Genomic DNA, 19,599 nt, shown 5'->3' with positions numbered 1-19,599 from the left:
TGCCTGTTTTATTTTAAATAAAAACAAGTATCAAATAAATTTGTTTAACTGGACTCCGGTTAAAAACTCGTTTTTAACCCTGTTGTAAACCAGCTGCCAGGCATGGGCACTGCTCCAGCTTCAATGTACTGAATGTTAAACAGGTTTGCCCCCTCAGCATATAGGCTATAGTGTTTTTGCTTAAAGGCTATTCTCGCATCCATGGTCATGTAATCCTTGTAATTGATGCGCTCATTGTAGCGGCTGGTTAACGTAAGCGAGAACAGCTGATAAAACTCTCCGCTGATGGTACTGCTCAGTTGGTTCCTCAGACTTTCCAGTGCATAACGCGAAAAATTTGCTGTAGCCGATGTTTTTTTAAAGCTGGGATCCAAATTGGTATAAGCTATACCAATCCTGATGTGGTTCAAAACCTGTCCTTCCAGTTTCCGGGTATAATCTGTACTGAAGGTAAGACCATTTGTATTTACGCGGCTAAAGTTTTGTGGTTGCCATGGATCGGTCTGTATATTTTTAACCCAATCAATGAAGTTATCTATGCGGCGAACGAAATAACTGGCATTCATGGTAAAGTTCTCGTTGTTAAATTTAACTCCGGCTTCGGCATATCTGGATTTTTCCGGTTTTAGCTGATCATTCCCGATATTGGTAGGTCCTTTATAGTAGAGATCTGTATACGTAGGCAGGCGTTGTCCGGTTCCGACATTGGCGAATACACGCCAGTTACCATAAAAATTATATCCAAGGTCCAGTCCCGGGAAGCTTTGCCATCCATAATCCGAATTGTAATTTATATAAGCCCCAAGGTTGATCTGTAAATGTATGAGCGGTTCAAATTTATATTCAGCAAAAAGCCCTGCATTGTTACGGTTCCTTTTACCCAGGTTTGTACTGTTAATGCGCTCTGACCTTGCTTCCAGTCCGAGCCCAAAAACCCCTATATCGGTTTGTATATTATTGTTCAGTTCTGCATCAAAAACATTAGTCTGGTGATGGTTATGAAATTTATCCGGCGTTTGTTTGATGTAAAGATAATCATCTGTGTTGTTCCTGAAGCTGATTCTGGGCACCATTATCCAGTTTTGGCCCAGCTTAGCGGTATAAGAAACTGAGGCCAGGGCTGTTTTTACGGTTTCTTCTGCTTCTTTATCGCCTGGTGCCGAATAAAAAGCATTTGCACCAAAATTATTATGGGTATAACCGGCAAGCACATCAATTACATCCGTTTTACCCGCAGCAAATTTTCCCTGGTAATATACTTTCTGATTGTTAAAAGCAGTATTGTAACGATAGCCATTACCTGCCTCCTGGCTGGCCGAAAACAAGTGCTGAGCCGTTTTTGACACCAGGTTCCCTGTGGCCTGAAGACCATAATTGTAATATGTATCACCCGAAATATTGTCTTTAAAACTACTCCCGGCAAATACATTTGCAGAAAGGCCTGTTTGTTGCGCATTGCGGGTTACAATATTAATGGCACCGGTTAAAGCGTTAATACCATAAACCCGGGACGCCGATCCACGCAAGACTTCGATATGGTCAATATCGTTTATGCTTATGGGTAGGTTCATCATGTTGTGGCCTGTCTGCGGATCAGAAACTTTGAAGCCATTGATCAGAACAAGCGACTGGTCAAATGTCCCCCCATCTATACTGATATCGGCCTGCACACCACCGGGACCACGCTGACGGACATCTACACCTGAAATATAGCTGAGCAATTCGGCAACTGACCTTGCCGGCAAACCCAGGACCTTCTCCCTGTCCATGATCCAGATGTTCCTGTTTTGCTTGGAAAAAGGAAGCTGAAGCCTGTTTTCTTTTACTACAACTTCATTCAGTTTATTAACGGTATCCTTATTTAATTTAACCCGGCCTTGCTGTGCACGGGCAGAAAAAACCATCGAAAACCAATAAAACATTAATAGCATTAATAGCGTGGAGAGCTTTGAGAGCGCCGAACATGTTGAGCGCGTTCGTACAGGAAAAACATTAGCTTTTAAATACATCTTTTTTGATTTCGAGCGGCAAATATAATGCTTTCCGGAAATCTGTTTAAAAAAGCATTGGGTTGTTATAATACCCCAATGCTTTATAAGATATATTATTGAAGGGTTACTGTTGCCACAACAGGAAGATGATCTGAAGCCAGTGTATTTATTGTTCCATAGCTCAACACGTTAAAGCCTCCGGGTCGTGACATAAAATAATCTATACTCCTTGTTGCTGCATTAGAAGGATGTGTTGCCGGGCAACTGCTTATACAGCCTAAAGTAAACTTTTCTTTTAACTTGGCTATGGTAACAGAACTAGGTATTTCATTAAAATCACCACCCAGAATAAAAGGATAGCTAATGCCAGTTACGATGTTGTTGATGGCGGTTGCCTGCAGTAAACTATTCCCTGCTGCAGGTCCAAGATGATCCAGGTGCGTACCGGCAAAATTAAACATGGCCCCATTTTTCTCAGTCCTGATCACAGCCATCTGTCTTGGCTCTCCCGTTCCGGCAGGCAGCACATAACGCGTAATTTCATACAAGGGCCATTTAGAAAGTATGGCATCACCGTATTCGCCCCCGTCAAAGTCCATTGCTTTTGAGAAATAATAATACATTCCTGTTAATTTACCCAACTCTTCGGCCTGGTTTATGGAAGTACCCGAACGGTTGGTATATTTATCTACCTCCTGCAAGCAGACCAGATCCGGGTTTTGCGCTGTAATTACATTTGCGATGGTCTGCAAACCACTGCATGCCAACAGAATGTTGTATGTCATGAGTGTAATTTCTTCAGACTGGGCGGCAATGCTGTAGTCATATTTCCAGATCCTTGCCCTGTAATTTGATGTACCTACGAGGTTTTGCCATTGGTGCCATACACCGCTGCTTGCACAAAAATCAATATGTGCAGCGTTTGATGGGTCTGCCTGGATCAACCTGCCTGAGATCTGGTTCACGCAGGATTTCACACCGCTTCTAAAGGCATAATTTCCAATCGCTGTAAATGCTTTGCTGGTCTTGTTATAGGTATATACACCTGTACTGCTGCATACCCATAATTTATTGGGATCACCGGCAAAATCTGTCACATCCTGTCCCCCTGCTGTTGGTAATGTACTTCGTAAAGAAACATTTTCGGTAAGTGTAGGTGCTGCAGCAGTACCACCCACGGTTAAGGCGGCCAATACAGAAGCTCCGGCAATTGTTCCGGTTACCCGGATTACATTATTTACCGGATCCCAAAGTACTGCAGTGGGCGAAGTAATGCTAAACTGCGTGTAGCTGGTACTGCTGCCCCCTTGAGAGGAAGTATATACCCGCACCCAATTGCCATCCTTTGCTGCAACTACTATATTCCCATTGGGCAGAAGCTCCACGCCGTGCGGTGTGGTACCTGCCCCGAGGTTTAATGCCCACTGCCTTTTTCCGGTGCTTTGAATGGCAATGGTGGCCAGGTTACCTCCAACAGCAGCCCATGCACCACCCCAGGGGCTTTGGCGGATCCTTACATCTCTTGGATCTCCCCAGGCATTTACTTCTGTCGAACTGTATAATCTTGCCGTAGTAGGGCTCCAGCTCATTTTTAGTGCCGCCGCCGTCCAGTTTGCTGCGTAACAATCATAAACATTGATCTTGTCGTTGGTTACATCCAATACAGCTACCCAGCTATCTTTAATGGAAGTTCCGGCCAGGCTTGTTAAAGGGGTCAAAGTACTTTGAGTTGCCCCGCGGTTCTGTTCTGCTTCATTTCCCGGGTTTAATTCTGCTTTGTAACATGAGCTGGCCAAAAACAAGGCTGAGGCGACTATTATTGCTATAACATTAATTCTTTTCATAACGCTTTCTTTTAATTCAGGCAGATTTGACCCTGCTTTTTGATGAATAACTGATTATTTAACCAATTGTATCTCTGTAACAAGCGGCAAATGATCTGATGCATAACTTTCATTCACTGTCACATAACTCAACACATTAAATTTTTCTGCAGGGCGCATCATTACATAGTCAATTGTTGAACCTGGTTTTTGCGCAGAAAAAGTTAAAGGGCAGGAAGATTTACATCCCCAGCTCAGTTCCTGCCTTAAGATCGTAAGGGGGTTAGACATGGGGGTGGCATTAAAATCACCGGCAATAATTAGTGGCAAAGTAAAGGTCTTCACAATTTTAACGAGTTCAGTAGCCTGGAGCATCCGGTTATCCTCGGCAGTCAAATGGTCCAGGTGGGTAGAGGCAAACAAAAAGCGCTGGCCTTCTTTCTCCACAGTGATGAGGGCTACAGACCTGGTTTCGCCTCCAAGTTTTGCAGTTACCGGCAGTTCATAACCCTTGCTTTCCAATATTGGGAAACGGGAAAGCACAGCATCACCAAACTGACCGCCATCATAATCAATTGCCTTGGTGTAAAAATAATTCATCCCTGTAAGCCTGGCCAGTTCTTTAGCTTCGTCAAGACTTGTCCCTGAACGGTTGGTATTCACATCTACTTCCTGTAATGCGACCAGGTCCGGGTCCTGGGCTTTTATTACAGCAGCAATAGCAGGCAGATCAACAATACCGGCAGGTTTCGAGGGTGGGTTGCCAATATGAATGTTATAGGTCATGACCTTTATTTTTGCACCTGTAACCTGAACCGGTGGTTCTGGCTGTTCTACATTTGAACCTCCTTTTCCTTTGCCACAAGATAGCAGCAACAATAAAAAAAAGGCTGGTGTACAATATTTTACTGACAATATTTGTTTCATGGTACATTTAATTAACAAACAGATCAGGCACCTGTAAGTACTATACAGGTGCGCTGTTCTTAAAAAGAATTGGTTATTTCCAGCCATCTGGCTGAACGAGATTAGGGTTCAGATCCTTTTGTGGCAATGGTACCGGCCACAGGTAGTTTTTAGGTTCTACGAATTTCCGTCCTGAATTGATAATAAGGTAACCCTGTGCATCTGTGGGGATAGTAGCAATGTAGACCTGATTGTAAGCCGGCACAAGACTTTTCTTTATCCCTTTCACATCTTCTGCCAGTAAGCTGCCTTGCTTCCAGCGCAGGATATCAAAATAACGGTGTCCTTCCAGTGCCAGCTCAATCCTGCGTTCCCTTCTGATCTCGGTACGAAGGTCCATACCCCAGGCATTCAGCTCAGTGATCTTCATCTGGACCATACCAACCCTGGTTCTTAATTTATTAATGGTATCGTCCAGATCGGTCTGGGTTAAAGTACCCTGCTCCATCCTGGCTTCTGCGTAGGTCAGCAAGACCTCCGCATACCTCAGCAAATGGATGTCGTTGGCATCTTTATTATAAACACCCACTGCAGTTGGCTCTACATATTTAAGGTTGTAATAACCTGTACCGGTTACCGTTCCTTTTTTATCGGCATCCCATTTTGGCAAATTGAAAATGGCATTTGGGTTTGAATCCTGATCACCGTCATCTTTACCTTCCCAAGCCGTACCTGGACTTAGCACAGTTTGTATCATCCGGGGATCCCTGTTCTGGAAAATAGCAGCATAAGTGCTTTCGCTATATAAGGCAGATTTGTCAATCGGTTTTCCATCGCTGCATAAATAAGCATCTACAAGGGATTTGGTAATGCTAAAACGCGAAACCTGATCGGGCACCCAGCTTTCTCTGCTGAGGTTATGCTCCGATACATTGGCAAGATATGGCCTGGCCAGGATAGTTTCTTTATTGGCAGCATTGGTTATTTTACCTTTGTAAGTAAACAGTTCCTTGTAGCTTGTGCTGGTATTTCCATTTGAGTACAAGCTGTATATCCCTAAATTCATAACGGCTTTAGCGGCTGCTTCAGCCACATCCCATTTCTGAAAGAACAAGGCAACTTTTGCTTTCCATCCCAGGGCTGCGCCCCTGGTAATCCTACCCGAATCAACGGCTGTATAAGTTGGGGGAAGCGAAGGCGCTGCAGCTTCCAGTTCCTGCAAAACAAAGTTCAGTACTTCAGCCTTTGGCGTCTGAGTGGCCATTATCTCCGGATCACCTATATTTAAGGTTTTGGTGATCAGAGGCACATCGCCGAACAACATGATCAGAAAGCTATAATAATGGGCGCGTAAAAACCTTACTTCTGCGGCATACCTGCTAAGCAGATCTGGCTTTACACCCTTTGCTTTTTCATAATTCTGGAGAAAATGGTTGCACCTGCGGATCGCAGCATATTGTTTTACCCACTCATTATTGATCGATGGAAGGTTATAATCAAAAACACCGGTAGAGATAGACAGGTAGTCGGAAAGTGGCGGATAGATGATGTTATCGCCACAGCGTTCCAGATCAACATAGCTATCCTGCAAGGTTTCACTTTTTCCTTTCAGATAAGCATAGCAGCCATTTACGGCCAGCTTAAGTTGTTCTTCAGTTTCCCAGAAACTAACATCGGTAATGGCATCCAGCGGCTGACGATCTAAAAAATCCTTGGAGCATCCGCTTAACAGGGAAGCCAGGGCAGGCATGGCGATGAAGGAGGACAGGCTATAGAATGTGGCTTCACGTAAAAATGACCTGCGGTTTTTATATGATGTATTTTCGTTATTCATGACAATTATTTTAATCTTAGATTGATACCAAAAATGATTGTTTTAACCTGGGGATAAAATCCGCCATTGCTGATCTTATCGCCACTGGCCTCGCCCGGTACAATGGTTTCCGGATCGTATGCACTAAAAAAATTGGTGCTTGTAAAGAGGTTATCGGCCGAAAAGAAGATCCTGAACTGATCGACCCTCCATTTACTGATCCATTTGTTTGGAATGGTGTAGCCCAGCTGGATATTCTTTAACCGCAGATAGGAAGCATCCTGCAACCAGTATTCGGCCAGCTGCCTGGTCGTATTCCGGGTATCCTTAAATAACAGGCGCGGATACCAGGCAGTGGTATTGTCAGGCGTCCAGTGATCCAGGTGCATTTCCTGTGGAAAAGCTGCATCAGCATAAAAAGGATGTATGGCAGGACCGGAAATGTATCCGTTTGCCTTGCCTACGCCCTGAAGGAAGAATGAAAAATCGAACTGTTTAAAACCAAGGTTACCCCTGAAAGAATAAGTGTAATGCGGAAAAGGATCGCCAATTACGGTACGGTCCTTATCTGCCGATATGATCCCATCCCCATCCAGATCAACAAACTTCAAGTCGCCCGGAGCCACTTTTCCTGCATCTACAGGAAATACCGGAAAGTTAGGACTGAGTTTTCCGGTTACCTCATCCTTTGTAAAATCGGCTGCCTGAGCCAGCCCCGCTGTTTTGTATCCATAATAAGCATTGATCGGATAACCTACCAAGCGAATGTTATTGGCAATAGTTGGTGCTACGCCCCCCAAACTGATTACTTTGTTCTTTACATCTGAAAGCTGGGCGCTGAAACCGTACCTGAATTCCTTGATCTGGTCGTTCCATCCCAGATTCAATTCCCAACCTTTATTGGATACAGAACCGGCGTTCTGATCAGAAACTGAAACGCCAATTACTGCCGGCTGGGCAACTTTAAGCTGTATATCCCTTGTTTCACGGTTATACCATTCAGCTGTAAACGTGAGGCGGTTTTTGAAAAGGGCCAGGTCTACTGCTATGTTAAACATCCTTACCTTTTCCCATTCCAATGCCGTATTGGCGAGAACAGTTTGGGCAAATCCCTGTGTAAGGACATTGCCTATCGGCATGGTAGATACTGAAATGATAGAAGGTATATAAGGATAATATTCGCCATAACCTGAAGCATCTGCATTATACTGATTGCCCAATAAACCGTAGGACATCCGGATTTTTCCTTCACTTAACCAGGCTAAGGCGGTACTGTTCTTTATGAAATTTTCCTGTGTAAAGCGCCAACCTGCAGATGCAGAAGGGAATAAGCCATAACGCGACTCCGGAGCATAAGTTGAAGTCCCATCGTACCTTAAATTGGCTTCAAAAAGGTATTTATCTGCAAAATCATAGTTTATACGGCCAAAATACCCCCTCAATGCATATTGAAAGGCATCACCATAATTGGTAGGATTTGCAGTCCCAAGATTTAACACGGGAACATTATCGCTCAGAAAATTAGTTTTGACGGCACGCCAGTAATCATTTCTGCGCCATTCCAGTTGGGTACCTGCCAGGGCCTTTAAATGGTGTGCATTTAAATTTAACCGGTAATTTACCTGTGCAGCGAAAGTCTGGATCTTATTGATGTACTGACGTTCATCAAGGGTATTGTTTGGGTTTGAGGTATACCAGATGGCCCCTGTTTCGGGATAAAGATAATCTATCCTGCGGGAGAAGATATTTCTGTTCTGGTTGTGCATGTCCAGACCATATTGCGCCTGAAGTTCCAGATCTTTCATCAGATGAAGTGTGGCTGCTATACTTCCGGTAAACTGCTGTGTTTTGGCCAGGTCAAATCCTCCATCTGTTGCAATTGCTACCGGATTACTTGAACCACCACCATAGCCCCATAAACCATTTGTAAATTTAACCGGACTTAAAGGTGAGATGGTAAGGCCTGTATAAAAAACACCTCCATTCTGACTGGTAGCAGCAGAAGATTGGTTTACATCACGGTCTATATAGCCCAGATTAGCATCTATATCCAGTATATCCAATATTTTTGCAGCGTTGAGCCTGATCCTTGCATTGTTGCGTACCGTACCAAACTGGTCTCCAACAGCCAGTCCCTGCTGGTCCTGCCGACCATAGGACATATAATACTTCAGGTCTGAAGAACCACCTGTAAAACTAACAGCATGATTTTGCTGGGGCGCATTATTTTTATAGATTTCATTGAACCAGTTGGTATTGGCAAAATAATTCGGATCAGATCCGTTACGTGCAGTTTCTATCTGGGACTGGGTAAATGATGGGGGGATACCTGAATTGGACTGTGCTTCGTTCAGCAGTTCCATATAAGCAGCCGAACCCAGCATTTTTGGCAATGCAGTGGGTTTTTGAATCCCATAGTAGCCGTTGTAACTGATGCTGATCTTTTGATTTAAGCTGCCCGACTTGGTGGTAATCAGAATGACCCCGTTAGCCGCCCTAGTTCCGTATATAGATGTGGAAGCTGCATCTTTTAACAGGGAAACAGACTCAATATCTTCCGGGTTGATACTGTTCAGGTCCTGAGGAATACCATCTACAAGTATAAAAGGCTCAGAATTGTTTAAAGAAGTTAATCCCCTTATGCGCAGCATGGCCCCGGATGCTCCAGGCATTCCACTTTGCCCTACAGCCGTTAAACCGGGGAGCAAGCCCTGAAGTCCACTCGATACGGAAGTGATTGGCCTTCCTACCAGATCTCTGGCAGAAATGGTACTTACTGAACCCGTGAGATTGCTTTTTTTCTGGGTTCCGAAACCCACAACAACAACTTCATTCAAGCCGGTCTGGTCTTCCTTTAAAACTACATTGATTACTGTCTGGCGATCTACCCTGATCTCATTGGTGATAAAGCCGAGATAAGACACACTCAAAACAGCATTGTCTTCAATGCCTTTTAAAAAGAACTCTCCGTTATTATTGGCAACCGCTGTTGTTTTAGTTCCTTTTACATGTACAGAAGCACCGGGCAGCGCTTTTCCATTATCATCTGTTATTCTGCCACGTACATCTATGGCATTGAATACAAACATTAATTTGTCCATTAACGAAGCATTCTGTTTGATCAGAATGGTTTTATCCTCTATGGTATAGGTTAATCCTCTGCCCTGGATTACCTTTTCCATAACTTCATCCAACGCGGCATTGCTGAAACTGACGTCAATGGTGGAATTGATCCTGATTCTGTTGGTAGACAGCAGGACATCATACCCCGTCTGTTTCCTGATCTCCTTAAAAATGCGCTGCAGGGTAATGCTTTTCCGCTCTAAGGTCATTCTTTGCCCAAAAGAGGAAGCACTAACCTGCAGCAGGGTGGTAATTAATATGACAGTGGTTAACCTCATAATTAATAGCAGTTTAGCTATGCTGCCAGATGGCATACATAAAATTTTAGTATAATTTTTATACATTTGATTGTCTGTGTTTATGCGATTGCTGTTGATTTAAGACCTCAGGGCAAGCGCAATGAATCATGAATAATTAATTGTTCGGCCGGTTTTACCGGATGGTAGCAGATTTAGAAAGGGGTGTTCGCTGCACTCCTTTCTTATGGCTATCCATATAAGCGGTTAAGTTTTCTTTTCTGGATTTTTCATTTGATGTTTAGCTGGTTATTTAATTGGTTGTTTTATCATTAAAGGCTGACTGTTATTTCTCGGACACATGAACTGTTTTCCCTTTCACTTCAAATTTCAGGTTACCAGTAGTTTCGAGCTTGGTCAGCACCTTTGATATTTTTTCAAAACGGCTTATGGTGCCATAGTACTTTACACTTTTAACCGCTTCATCTTCATAGTTCACACTTACATTGTACCAACGGCAAAGCTTTGCCATTACACTGGCCAGATCTTCATTATCAAACATGAAATAGCCATTTTTCCAGGCTATTGCATCTTCTGCATCACCACTTACCAGTTCTATTCCTTTTGCACCGTTAATGGCCTGCTGACCAGGTTTAAGCAGGGCATTTCCTTTATCATTTTTAATGCGGACGAGTCCCTCCAGTAAGCTTGTTTTTGTAGCGGCCTGATTGGTATAGGCACTGATGTTAAAATGGGTTCCCAGTACTTCTACTTCCTGACCTTTGCTGACTACGATAAATGGTACTCTGGCACCTGCGGCAGATGTTTTAGACTTGGTCCTGATCTTTGCCACTTCAAAATAAGCTTCGCCGTTAAGCTCAACTTTCCTGCTATCCAAACCCGAAAATGTGGCCGGGAATTTCAAACTGGAAGCGGCATTCAGCCATACCCTGGTACTATCCGGTAAAACAACCTGATAAGTACCACCATCTGGGGTGCTGACCATCATTTCCTGTTGTGATGAAGGACCTGATCCCGGCATAGCACCAGGATATAAGTCCTCAGTCCGGGGGGAAACCTGAACTTTACTTCCATCATTATAAGTTAATGTTGTGGTGTTGATCACTATGCCACTTTTAACTCCACTTAAGTTTACTTTACTGCCATTTACCAGGGTAAGTACAGCTTTATTGCCACCCGGTTCAACGTCATAAGAAAGCGCTGTTGTTTCTACAGTCTTATATCTGACCCTATAAAAATAAAAGCCTGCTGTCAGACATAAGAAAACAGTAGCAGCTGCCGCTATCCTCCGGATCAGAACCTTTGATTTTCTTAACGGTATAATTTCACGTTGCAGGCGTTCCAGCATTCTTTTGTGTACAAGATGTTCGTCATCAGGATATTCAGCATCCGCATAAGCGATATCCCGGTACCATTGATGCAGTTGTTCACGCTCTTCATTAGTTGCTGTACCTGCAGTATATTTTTTAATCAGGTCATTGATCTGTTCCTGCTTCATCCGCATATTTCATTCTTATGTTAATATACAGGTGTACTGTGAAAAGGGGCTGACCCTATATAGAAATTAAAATAAATTTTTCCAGAGTACGGACGACAACAGCAAGAGCAGGCCGGAATCTTTGAGGTTTCCCCTAATTATTTTCAGGGCACGTGTTAAATTGGCCTCTACTCCTTTTTCCGAAATATTCATCCTATCAGCAATTTCAGCATTATTCAGCCCCTCTTCCCGGCTGTATTTAAAGGTAAGACGACATTTTTCAGGAAGCTGCTCTACAATGCCGTTGATGTATTCTTTAAGAAACAGGGCATCGAGTTTATCCTCATCATAGCTACTTTCTTTAAATTCATAATTTTTAAGAGCCAGTTGTTTACGCTGCTGCACTTTCTGGTAATGTTTAAAAATATTAAATTTTATGGCTGTTGTTAAAAATCCAGGAACATTCATTATCAAGTCCCCGTCCCTTCTGTTCCACAAGGCGATAAAAACCTCATGTACAATATCTTCAGCATGCGATTTATCCTTACAATGGTTCCAGGCCAGCAGTAACATTTTCTTCCAGTACCGGTTATAAATCTCTGTATAAGCATCTTTGTCTGCTTCTTTTAGCAGAACAGCCAATTCATTATCGCTATGCGTACCATAAGAAACCATTGCGTTGTAATCCTTATTTAAAGCTAATCATATCTGTCTCAATGTTAATTAAATATTTTTGTTTTATTGTAATGATGCAGTGCGCAATCCTGAATTTTTATAAGCTGCGTTAAAAATTGATATAAAAAACAAGCTGCCATAGGGGTAAACTCAAAACTGGGTGTCTCATCAGAAACAAACCCATCACAATGAATATAAAATATCTCTTCATTCTTATTGCAGTTTTCAGTCTGCAACACCTTAGGCTCCATGCACAAAACAAAGATTCCCTAAACCTGAACAAAACACAGCTTAGACAGACACTCAAGGGAACGCTGATTGATAAAGGCACTAAACTGCCCTTACAGGGCGCAACGGTCAGGTTGTTGACCAATACCAGTGTTAAACCGGTAAGTACGGATGTACAAGGTATTTTCAGGTTAAGCGATGTTCCATTGGGACGTCAGATATTACAGATCAGCTTAACAGGTTACGGACAGCTTACGCTCTCTGAAATACTGGTAACCAGTGGCAAGGAACCCGTATTTAACCTGGAAATGGAAGCACAGGCCAATAACCTGAACGAAGTGGTGGTAAATGCAAATTCGGGTAAAAAACCATTGAACCAAATGGCTTTAACCAGCGGACGTTCCTTTTCACCTGAAGAAACCAATCGTTATGCCGGTGCTTTTTTTGACCCTGCGAGAATGGCCCAAAGTTTTGCAGGTGTAGTTGCCGGTGGCGATGACAACGAGATCATTGTAAGAGGAAATTCTCCTAAAAGTCTGCAATGGCGGCTGGAAGGTATAGAAATTATAAACCCCAACCATTTTGGCAGCGAAGGTGCTTCAGGAGGAGCCGTTAGTATGATCAATACCACTGTTTTGAGTACTTCAGATTTTTATACCGGAGGCTTAGCAGCTGAATACAGTAATGCTTTATCAGGTGTATTCGATTTAAAATTCAGAAAAGGAAATACCGACAAACGTGAATATGCGCTTAATATTGGAGTGCTGGGTGCCGGGGCTACCTTTGAGGGACCATTTAAAAAAGGAGGGAATTCTTCTTATCTGATCAGTTACCGTTATTCTTCATTGAGCTTACTGGAAAAGGTAGGCGTTAAAGTATCCGATGAGGGCGTGCCCAAATATCAGGATCTGTCTTTTAATCTCGTGTTTCCTACAAAAGCAGCCGGCACTTTCTCTCTTTTCGGAATCGGCGGCCTCAGTAAGCTCCACAAAGATGCAGAAAGGGAGTATACCAAATGGGAAGAAAGAATGGACGGCCAGGATATGAGATTCGGTTACAATGCCGGGAGTGCTGGCTTAAAACATACCTATATTGCCAGCAGTAAGCTGTATTTTAACAATATCATTTCTGTTTCCGGCAACCGAAGCACCAACCATATTGATACCCTGAACAACGATTATCAGCCCAGCCTGACGGATAAAAACCAATATACAAACACTGCATTACGTTATGCGGGAATGCTGAACTATAGCATCAATACCTCAAATGTGATCCGTGCAGGTGTAAATGCCAGTTTTTTAAGTTATAACCTGTACGGACTGGAATACAATACAGAAATAAAAGCATTAAAGGAATTAATTAACCAAAAAGGAAATACCAGCAGTTACGATGCTTTTGTGCAGTATAAAGCTGAACTTAGCAGCAGGCTAACCCTAAATACAGGTATGCATGTCAACTACTTTAATTTAAGCCGGAGCTGGACAGCAGAGCCGCGTTTGGGCTTAAACCTGGAACTGCCTGCCGATCAGCAATTGTCCTTCGGAGCCGGCTTGTATAGTCGCCTTGAACCACTTTCCTATTATTTTGCCAAAGGCAACGAACCCGCAGTTGGTCAGCCAGCTACAGCACAAAGCAATAAACTGGAACCTACAAAATCTGCCCAGGCGGTACTGGGGTATGAAAAATTATTTGGTGGAAGCCTCAAATTTAAAACAGAGGTTTACTATCAGCATTTATATGATGTACCTGTATCTTCAGACCCTTCCGTGAACTTTTCGCTGCTTAATGTATCGGATAATTCGGCCATATCTTCTTCCGCTTACCGTTCGCTGATCAATAAAGGAACAGGTAAAAACTATGGCATTGAACTTTCACTGGAAAAGTCATTGAGCAAGGGGTATTATTTTATGGTTACCTCCTCATTTTTTGACTCCAAATTCAAAGCTCTAAGTAAACAGGAATTCAACACTGCTTTCAATACCCGTTATGTGGGCAACTTATTACTGGGTAAAGAATGGAAAGTGGGAAGAAATAATCTGTTCGGGCTAAATGGCAAGCTCATTTATGCAGGCGGCAGACGCTATACACCTGTATTGGTTGAAGAATCTATGAGGCTTGATGAAGAAGTGATCGATCAAAATAAAATCAACACCTTAACTGCCGACCCCTATATGCGTGTTGATTTCTCTGCCAGTTACCGCATCAACGGTAAAAAGGTAAGCCACCTGATCCTTATGGATATACAGAACCTGCTCAACAAGGAAAACACTGTAGGTATGCATTACAATCCAAGCAAGCGCATTATAGAGGCCGCAAAATGGAGTGGTATCATCCCAACCCTCAACTACAGAATAGAATTTTAAATTAGTTTTATGTGGTAACTACCCCCCTTGCCCTGGCAACCTTTAGTAAGATGTCGAACATTTTCTCGGGTGCAAAAGGTTTATTCAGAATATCATATACATGGATCTTTGAAAATTTTTGCTTCACTTCTATCATGATATCTGCGGTAAAAATCACAGGATGAATATCGGGATGCTTACTCCTGATGATCTCTGCAAGGGCATAACCATCCACACCAGGCATGTGCAGGTCAAGCATCGCCACATGATAATTCTTCATATTTATCAGCCGGAGAGCTTCCTGCCCATCCTGTGCGCAATCTGCCAATATGCCAAAAAATTCGAGCTGCTTTTGTGCAACCATCAGATTGATCAGGTTATCTTCCACCAGAAGTACCTGTAAACCTTTAAGCTGGTCTTTATAGAGTGAAAATACGGGTGACGAAGGCAAGGCCTCATCTGCATTCTGATTGGCGGCAATTTCAAAGCTCAGGTCAAAGTTAAACTCGGCCCCCTTACCTGCCTCACTCTTTAGTATTACCCTGCTGTTGTGCAATTCTGCCAGCTTTTGAGTAATGGTTAAACCTAATCCTGTACCAGAATGCTCGCGGTGTGCCGATTGCTGGATCTGTTTAAAGCTTTCAAATACACTTTCCTGCAATTCGGGCGGAATGCCCATACCGGTGTCCTTTACCGCAAAATGAAGAAATGCGCGATTGGATTCAACAGTTAACAGCTTGATCAAAAGTGTGACTTCGCCACGATCTGTGAACTTTATGGCATTGCTGATGAGATTATTTAGCATCTGGCTTAAACGTACGGGGTCTGCTATCAGCCTTTGCGGAATGTCATCATCTATAATACTTTTCAATTTTATACCCTTAGCTTCGGCAAGTGATTTGAACTGGTTTTTAATATTTTTTATCAGTCTGAACAAATCGATCTCTGCAACAATAAGTTCCAGTTTTTCGTTTTCCATTTTGGTAAGGTCCAGAATATCATTGATCAGCTGCATCAGATGATCTGCAGAAAAGATCAGGTTACCAATATATTCTTTCTGGTCCATGGTATGGTTCAGCTTCAACAGATTGGCAATACCAATGATGCCGTTTAGAGGCGTACGGATCTCATGGCTCATGACCGATAAAAAGTCAGACTTGGTTTTTGAAGCTTTTTCTGCTATACTGATTGCTTTTTTCAATGCTGCATTACTTAGTTCCAGCTGTTCTTTTGCTTCTTTCAAAGCAAAATCGGCCAGTTTCTGCGCAGTAATGTCCTGTATACTCAATACCAGTATGTAATTTTCCGGTTCAGGCGATTTTACTACCGGCTTGATTCTGGCTTTAAACCATTCATTAATGTTGGCATCAAGGTGCTGATAGATCACTTCCTGTGCAAGCCCCGTACGAATGGCTTCATTTACAGGCCCAGTAAAAGTGGCCGATTGAGGGCCCATCACTTCGGCAATTATTTTACCAAGAAAGGCTTCTTTAGGCATAAAAAGCACACTTTTATCTGACACCCAAACATTCTTAAAGATATGGTTTCCGTCGATCTCGAATACTATGTCTTCCAGGGAAGTAATGAGTGACTGCAAGTGTACTGCTAACTCATGGAGCTTTTCGTCGCTCTGTTCATCATCCTGAGCTAATCTGTTCTAATTAAACAATAGGTTAAACAAATATAGTCAAAATCATTACTTAAAGCAGTTTATCCTTAAGTATATCTGAATATTGCCCTACTGAGTCATCATAGCCTGGGCCTTGTGCAATACACCAGCCAGCCCCTCCTTATTTTTGCCACCTGCAGTAGCATAAAAAGGCTGACCACCACCGCCGCCCTGAATATCTTTTGCCAGCTCTCTAACAATATTGGATGCATTTAAGCCCCTGTCTTTTACCAGGTTTTCCGATAACATGACGGTAATACCTGGTTTATCATCAATAAGAGTGGTAAATACCAGAAATAAATCATCCACCATATCTTTTACTGCATAAGCCAGATTTTTAACCGCATCGGCATTTGGCAGGTCGACATGTGTGGCAATCAGGTTAATGCCGTTAATGGTTTTAAGGTGATGCACAATTTCGTGCTTCAGATTTGCAGATTGTTCCAGAATTGCCTTTTCAGCATCTTTTTTCAGCCTGCTATTTTCTTCAATCAATCCGGCAACTGCAGCTTTCAGGTCTTTATTGCCTTTCAGCAATTCTCTCAACTCATTCAGTTCCTTGTTTTGTGCCAATACAAATGCTTCAGCCTTATCGGCAGTGATGGCTTCAATACGCCTCACTCCTGCAGCTACTGCACTTTCAGCGATAATCTTAAAATAACCGATCTGTCCGGTAGCCTGTACATGCGTCCCCCCGCAAAGCTCTTTGGAATAATGGTCGTCAAAAGTAATGATCCTTACCAGATCTCCATATTTTTCACCAAACAACGCTGTTACACCACTGGAGATAGCCTGATCATAAGGCACATACCGCTGTTCTTTTAATGGAATATTTTCCCTGATCTTTTGATTCACAAGGTGTTCGATCTGTGAAAGCTCTTCATCTGTTACCCGGGCAAAATGCGAAAAGTCGAAACGAAGATAATCAGGGTTTACCAATGAACCTTTCTGATTTACATGGCTGCCCAATACCTTTTTCAAAGCTGCATGCAACAAATGCGTAGCTGTATGGTTGTCCTGAGAAAGCAGACGTTTATTTTCGTCAATTACGGCCCAGAAATGTCCTTCAATATCTTCAGGCAACGTATCTGCATAATGTACAATTACCCCGTTCTCTTTCTTTGTATCTGTAATCTCTACAAAGAAAAGGCGACTGTGATCTTCCAGACGACCGGTATCACCAACCTGTCCCCCGCTTTCCGCATAGAACGGAGTTTTGCTCAATACAATTTGATATTGTTCTTTTCCTTTAGCACTCACCCTACGGTACTTGATGATCTCTGTTTCTGCTTCCGCATCATCGTAGCCTACAAACTCCACTTCCAGGTCCGGATTAACCAGTACCCAGTCACCGGTATCTACAGCAGTTGCCGCACGGGAGCGTTCTTTTTGTTTAAGCAGGGCTTTATTGTATTCCTCCATATCTACCGACCAGCGCTTTTCACGGGCCATCAGCTCCGTTAAATCTATCGGAAAACCATAAGTATCGTTCAGTTCAAAAGCAAACTCGCCTGATATAACCATCTGGTCTTTCAAAATGCTATGTACCCATTGGTCCTCAAACGATTTTTCGGGGTCAATGGCATTTTCTGACATCAGAAATTCTGCCTGCTTTTTAGTGTAGCTATCAAAGCGTTGGATCCCTGTAGCTAAAGTTCTTAAAAAGGAAACTTCTTCTTCCAGGATCACCTTTTGAACAAAATCCTGCTGTAAGGCCAGCTCCTCAAAAACGCCCTTAAACTGTTCGGCCAGTACAGGGACCAGCTCGTTTAGGAAAGGATCTTTTAAGTTCAGGAATGTATAGGCATAACGTACAGCACGGCGTAAAATACGCCGGATCACATAACCGGCCTTATTGTTTGAAGGCAGCTGCCCATCGGCAATAACAAAAGCTATTGCACGGACATGATCGGCCATTACCCGCATGGCAATGTCTGTTTGCTCATGCGTACCATACTGAATTCCTGCTTTTGCAGCAATAAACTGAATCAGTGGCTGAAATACATCCGTATCATAATTAGAAGACTTGCCTTGTAATACCCTCACCAGACGTTCAAAACCCATACCTGTATCTACGTGCTGTGCCGGTAAAAGCTGTAATGAACCATCTTTAAGGCGGTTAAACTGCATAAACACATTATTCCAGATCTCAATTACCTGCGGATGATCGGCATTTACCAAAGTTTTACCTTCAACAAGCTTACGCTCATCATCAGGGCGACAATCCACATGGATCTCAGAGCATGGACCGCATGGTCCTGTGTCCCCCATCTCCCAGAAATTGTCTTTTTTATTGCCAAGAATAATGCGTTCTTCGGGCACATACTGTTTCCAAAGTTCGTAGGCTTCAGTATCTCTTGGTAAGCCTTCCTTTTCATCTCCTTCAAAAATAGAAACGTAAAGTTTATCCTTTGGTATTTTATAAACTTCAGTAAGCAGCTCCCAGCTCCAGGCAATGGCTTCTTTTTTAAAATAATCTCCAAAGCTCCAGTTGCCAAGCATCTCGAACATGGTATGATGATAGGTATCAATCCCAACTTCTTCCAAATCGTTATGCTTGCCTGAAACACGCAGACAGCGCTGCGTATCGGTTACCCTGGGATATTTTATGGGCGCCTCTCCTAAAAATAAATCTTTAAACTGATTCATCCCTGCATTGGTAAACATGAGGGTTGGATCATTTTTAACTACAATTGGTGCAGATGCCACAATGTGATGCTGTTTCGATTCAAAAAATTTTAAGTATGCCTGTCTGATTTCCTTAGCTGTCATCCTTCTCTTGATTTATTTTGAACAAACTTAGATAAAATTATTTTTTTTTCTTGTGCCCATGGATACTTGCTTAACTTTACCTAAGTTTGAATGCTTTAAATAAAACCTGTAATCAATTCATAATCAACACTAAAATATGCCTTACAAAGAACGGGAAATTAATAAAATGTATTACACCATGGGGGAAGTTACCGAAATGTTTGGTGTAAACGCATCTCAGATCCGCTTTTATGAAAAGGAATTTGACGTGTTACAGCCTAAAAAAAACAAAAAAGGCAACCGTTTATTTACACCTGAAGATATTGAAAACCTGAAGATCATCTTCCACCTGGTAGATGACAAAGGCTTTACGTTAAAGGGCGCCAAGGAACACCTTAAAAACAATACAGGGGAAGTAAAGGAAAACCAGAAGATCATTGCCTCTCTTGAAAAGCTAAAGGACTTCTTATTAAAGCTAAACGAAGAAATTTAATTTAATTCTTAAATTATTTTTTAATTTAATTTATAATCCGGTGATTGGGCC

General features: G+C 42.6%; 11 protein-coding genes. 2 read left to right on the top strand and 9 right to left on the bottom strand.

Features of this window, described 5'->3' with window-relative positions; all coding sequences use genetic code 11:
- Window positions 1-59: 59 nt before the first annotated feature.
- The 7 genes from HDC92_RS05315 to HDC92_RS05285 all read right to left on the bottom strand — a co-directional run bounded on the left by HDC92_RS05315 (window position 60) and on the right by HDC92_RS05285 (window position 12,065).
- Window positions 60-1,904: a TonB-dependent receptor plug domain-containing protein gene (locus HDC92_RS05315; RefSeq protein WP_183872832.1), complete on the bottom strand. Its 1,845-nt coding sequence runs from the start codon at window positions 1,902-1,904 to the stop codon at window positions 60-62.
- 200 nt (window positions 1,905-2,104) lie between these two features.
- The gene (locus HDC92_RS05310) at window positions 2,105-3,835 is read right to left on the bottom strand and encodes a DUF6528 family protein (protein WP_183872830.1); all 1,731 of its coding nucleotides are present in this window, start codon (window positions 3,833-3,835) and stop codon (window positions 2,105-2,107) included.
- 54 nt (window positions 3,836-3,889) lie between these two features.
- Window positions 3,890-4,741 carry an endonuclease/exonuclease/phosphatase family protein gene (locus HDC92_RS05305; protein ID WP_255484455.1) on the bottom strand — a complete coding sequence of 284 codons (852 nt, stop codon included), beginning with the start codon at window positions 4,739-4,741 and terminating at the stop codon, window positions 3,890-3,892.
- Between the two features lie 73 nt (window positions 4,742-4,814).
- Window positions 4,815-6,554 carry a RagB/SusD family nutrient uptake outer membrane protein gene (locus HDC92_RS05300; RefSeq protein WP_183872826.1) on the bottom strand — a complete coding sequence of 580 codons (1,740 nt, stop codon included), beginning with the start codon at window positions 6,552-6,554 and terminating at the stop codon, window positions 4,815-4,817.
- Window positions 6,555-6,559: 5 nt separating this feature from the next.
- The gene (locus tag HDC92_RS05295) at window positions 6,560-9,934 is read right to left on the bottom strand and encodes a TonB-dependent receptor (RefSeq protein WP_183872824.1); all 3,375 of its coding nucleotides are present in this window, start codon (window positions 9,932-9,934) and stop codon (window positions 6,560-6,562) included.
- Window positions 9,935-10,238: 304 nt separating this feature from the next.
- A complete protein-coding gene (locus HDC92_RS05290; protein ID WP_183872822.1) occupies window positions 10,239-11,411 on the bottom strand; it encodes a FecR family protein in 1,173 nt (390 codons plus the stop codon).
- 66 nt (window positions 11,412-11,477) lie between these two features.
- A complete protein-coding gene (locus tag HDC92_RS05285; RefSeq protein WP_015808348.1) occupies window positions 11,478-12,065 on the bottom strand; it encodes a sigma-70 family RNA polymerase sigma factor in 588 nt (195 codons plus the stop codon).
- A gap of 188 nt (window positions 12,066-12,253) precedes the next feature.
- Between HDC92_RS05285 and HDC92_RS05280 the strand changes: the two genes are divergently transcribed.
- Window positions 12,254-14,656, top strand: a complete 2,403-nt coding sequence (locus HDC92_RS05280; RefSeq protein WP_183872820.1) for a TonB-dependent receptor — start codon at window positions 12,254-12,256, stop codon at window positions 14,654-14,656.
- A 7-nt stretch (window positions 14,657-14,663) separates the two neighbouring features.
- Here the strand turns inward: HDC92_RS05280 and HDC92_RS05275 are convergent, their stop codons facing one another.
- On the bottom strand, window positions 14,664-16,232 hold the full coding sequence (locus HDC92_RS05275; RefSeq protein ID WP_183872818.1) for an ATP-binding protein: 1,569 nt from the start codon (window positions 16,230-16,232) through the stop codon (window positions 14,664-14,666).
- A 141-nt stretch (window positions 16,233-16,373) separates the two neighbouring features.
- Window positions 16,374-19,076, bottom strand: a complete 2,703-nt coding sequence (gene alaS, locus HDC92_RS05270) for an alanine--tRNA ligase (RefSeq protein WP_183872817.1) — start codon at window positions 19,074-19,076, stop codon at window positions 16,374-16,376.
- A gap of 136 nt (window positions 19,077-19,212) precedes the next feature.
- Between alaS and HDC92_RS05265 the strand changes: the two genes are divergently transcribed.
- Window positions 19,213-19,548 carry a MerR family transcriptional regulator gene (locus HDC92_RS05265; protein WP_015808352.1) on the top strand — a complete coding sequence of 112 codons (336 nt, stop codon included), beginning with the start codon at window positions 19,213-19,215 and terminating at the stop codon, window positions 19,546-19,548.
- The last annotated feature ends 51 nt before the right edge of the window (window positions 19,549-19,599 follow it).

The sequence above is a fragment of the Pedobacter sp. AK017 genome (genome assembly GCF_014200825.1).
In the GTDB taxonomy this organism is placed as follows: domain Bacteria; phylum Bacteroidota; class Bacteroidia; order Sphingobacteriales; family Sphingobacteriaceae; genus Pedobacter; species Pedobacter heparinus.
This window is presented reverse-complemented; position numbering and strand designations above follow the sequence as displayed.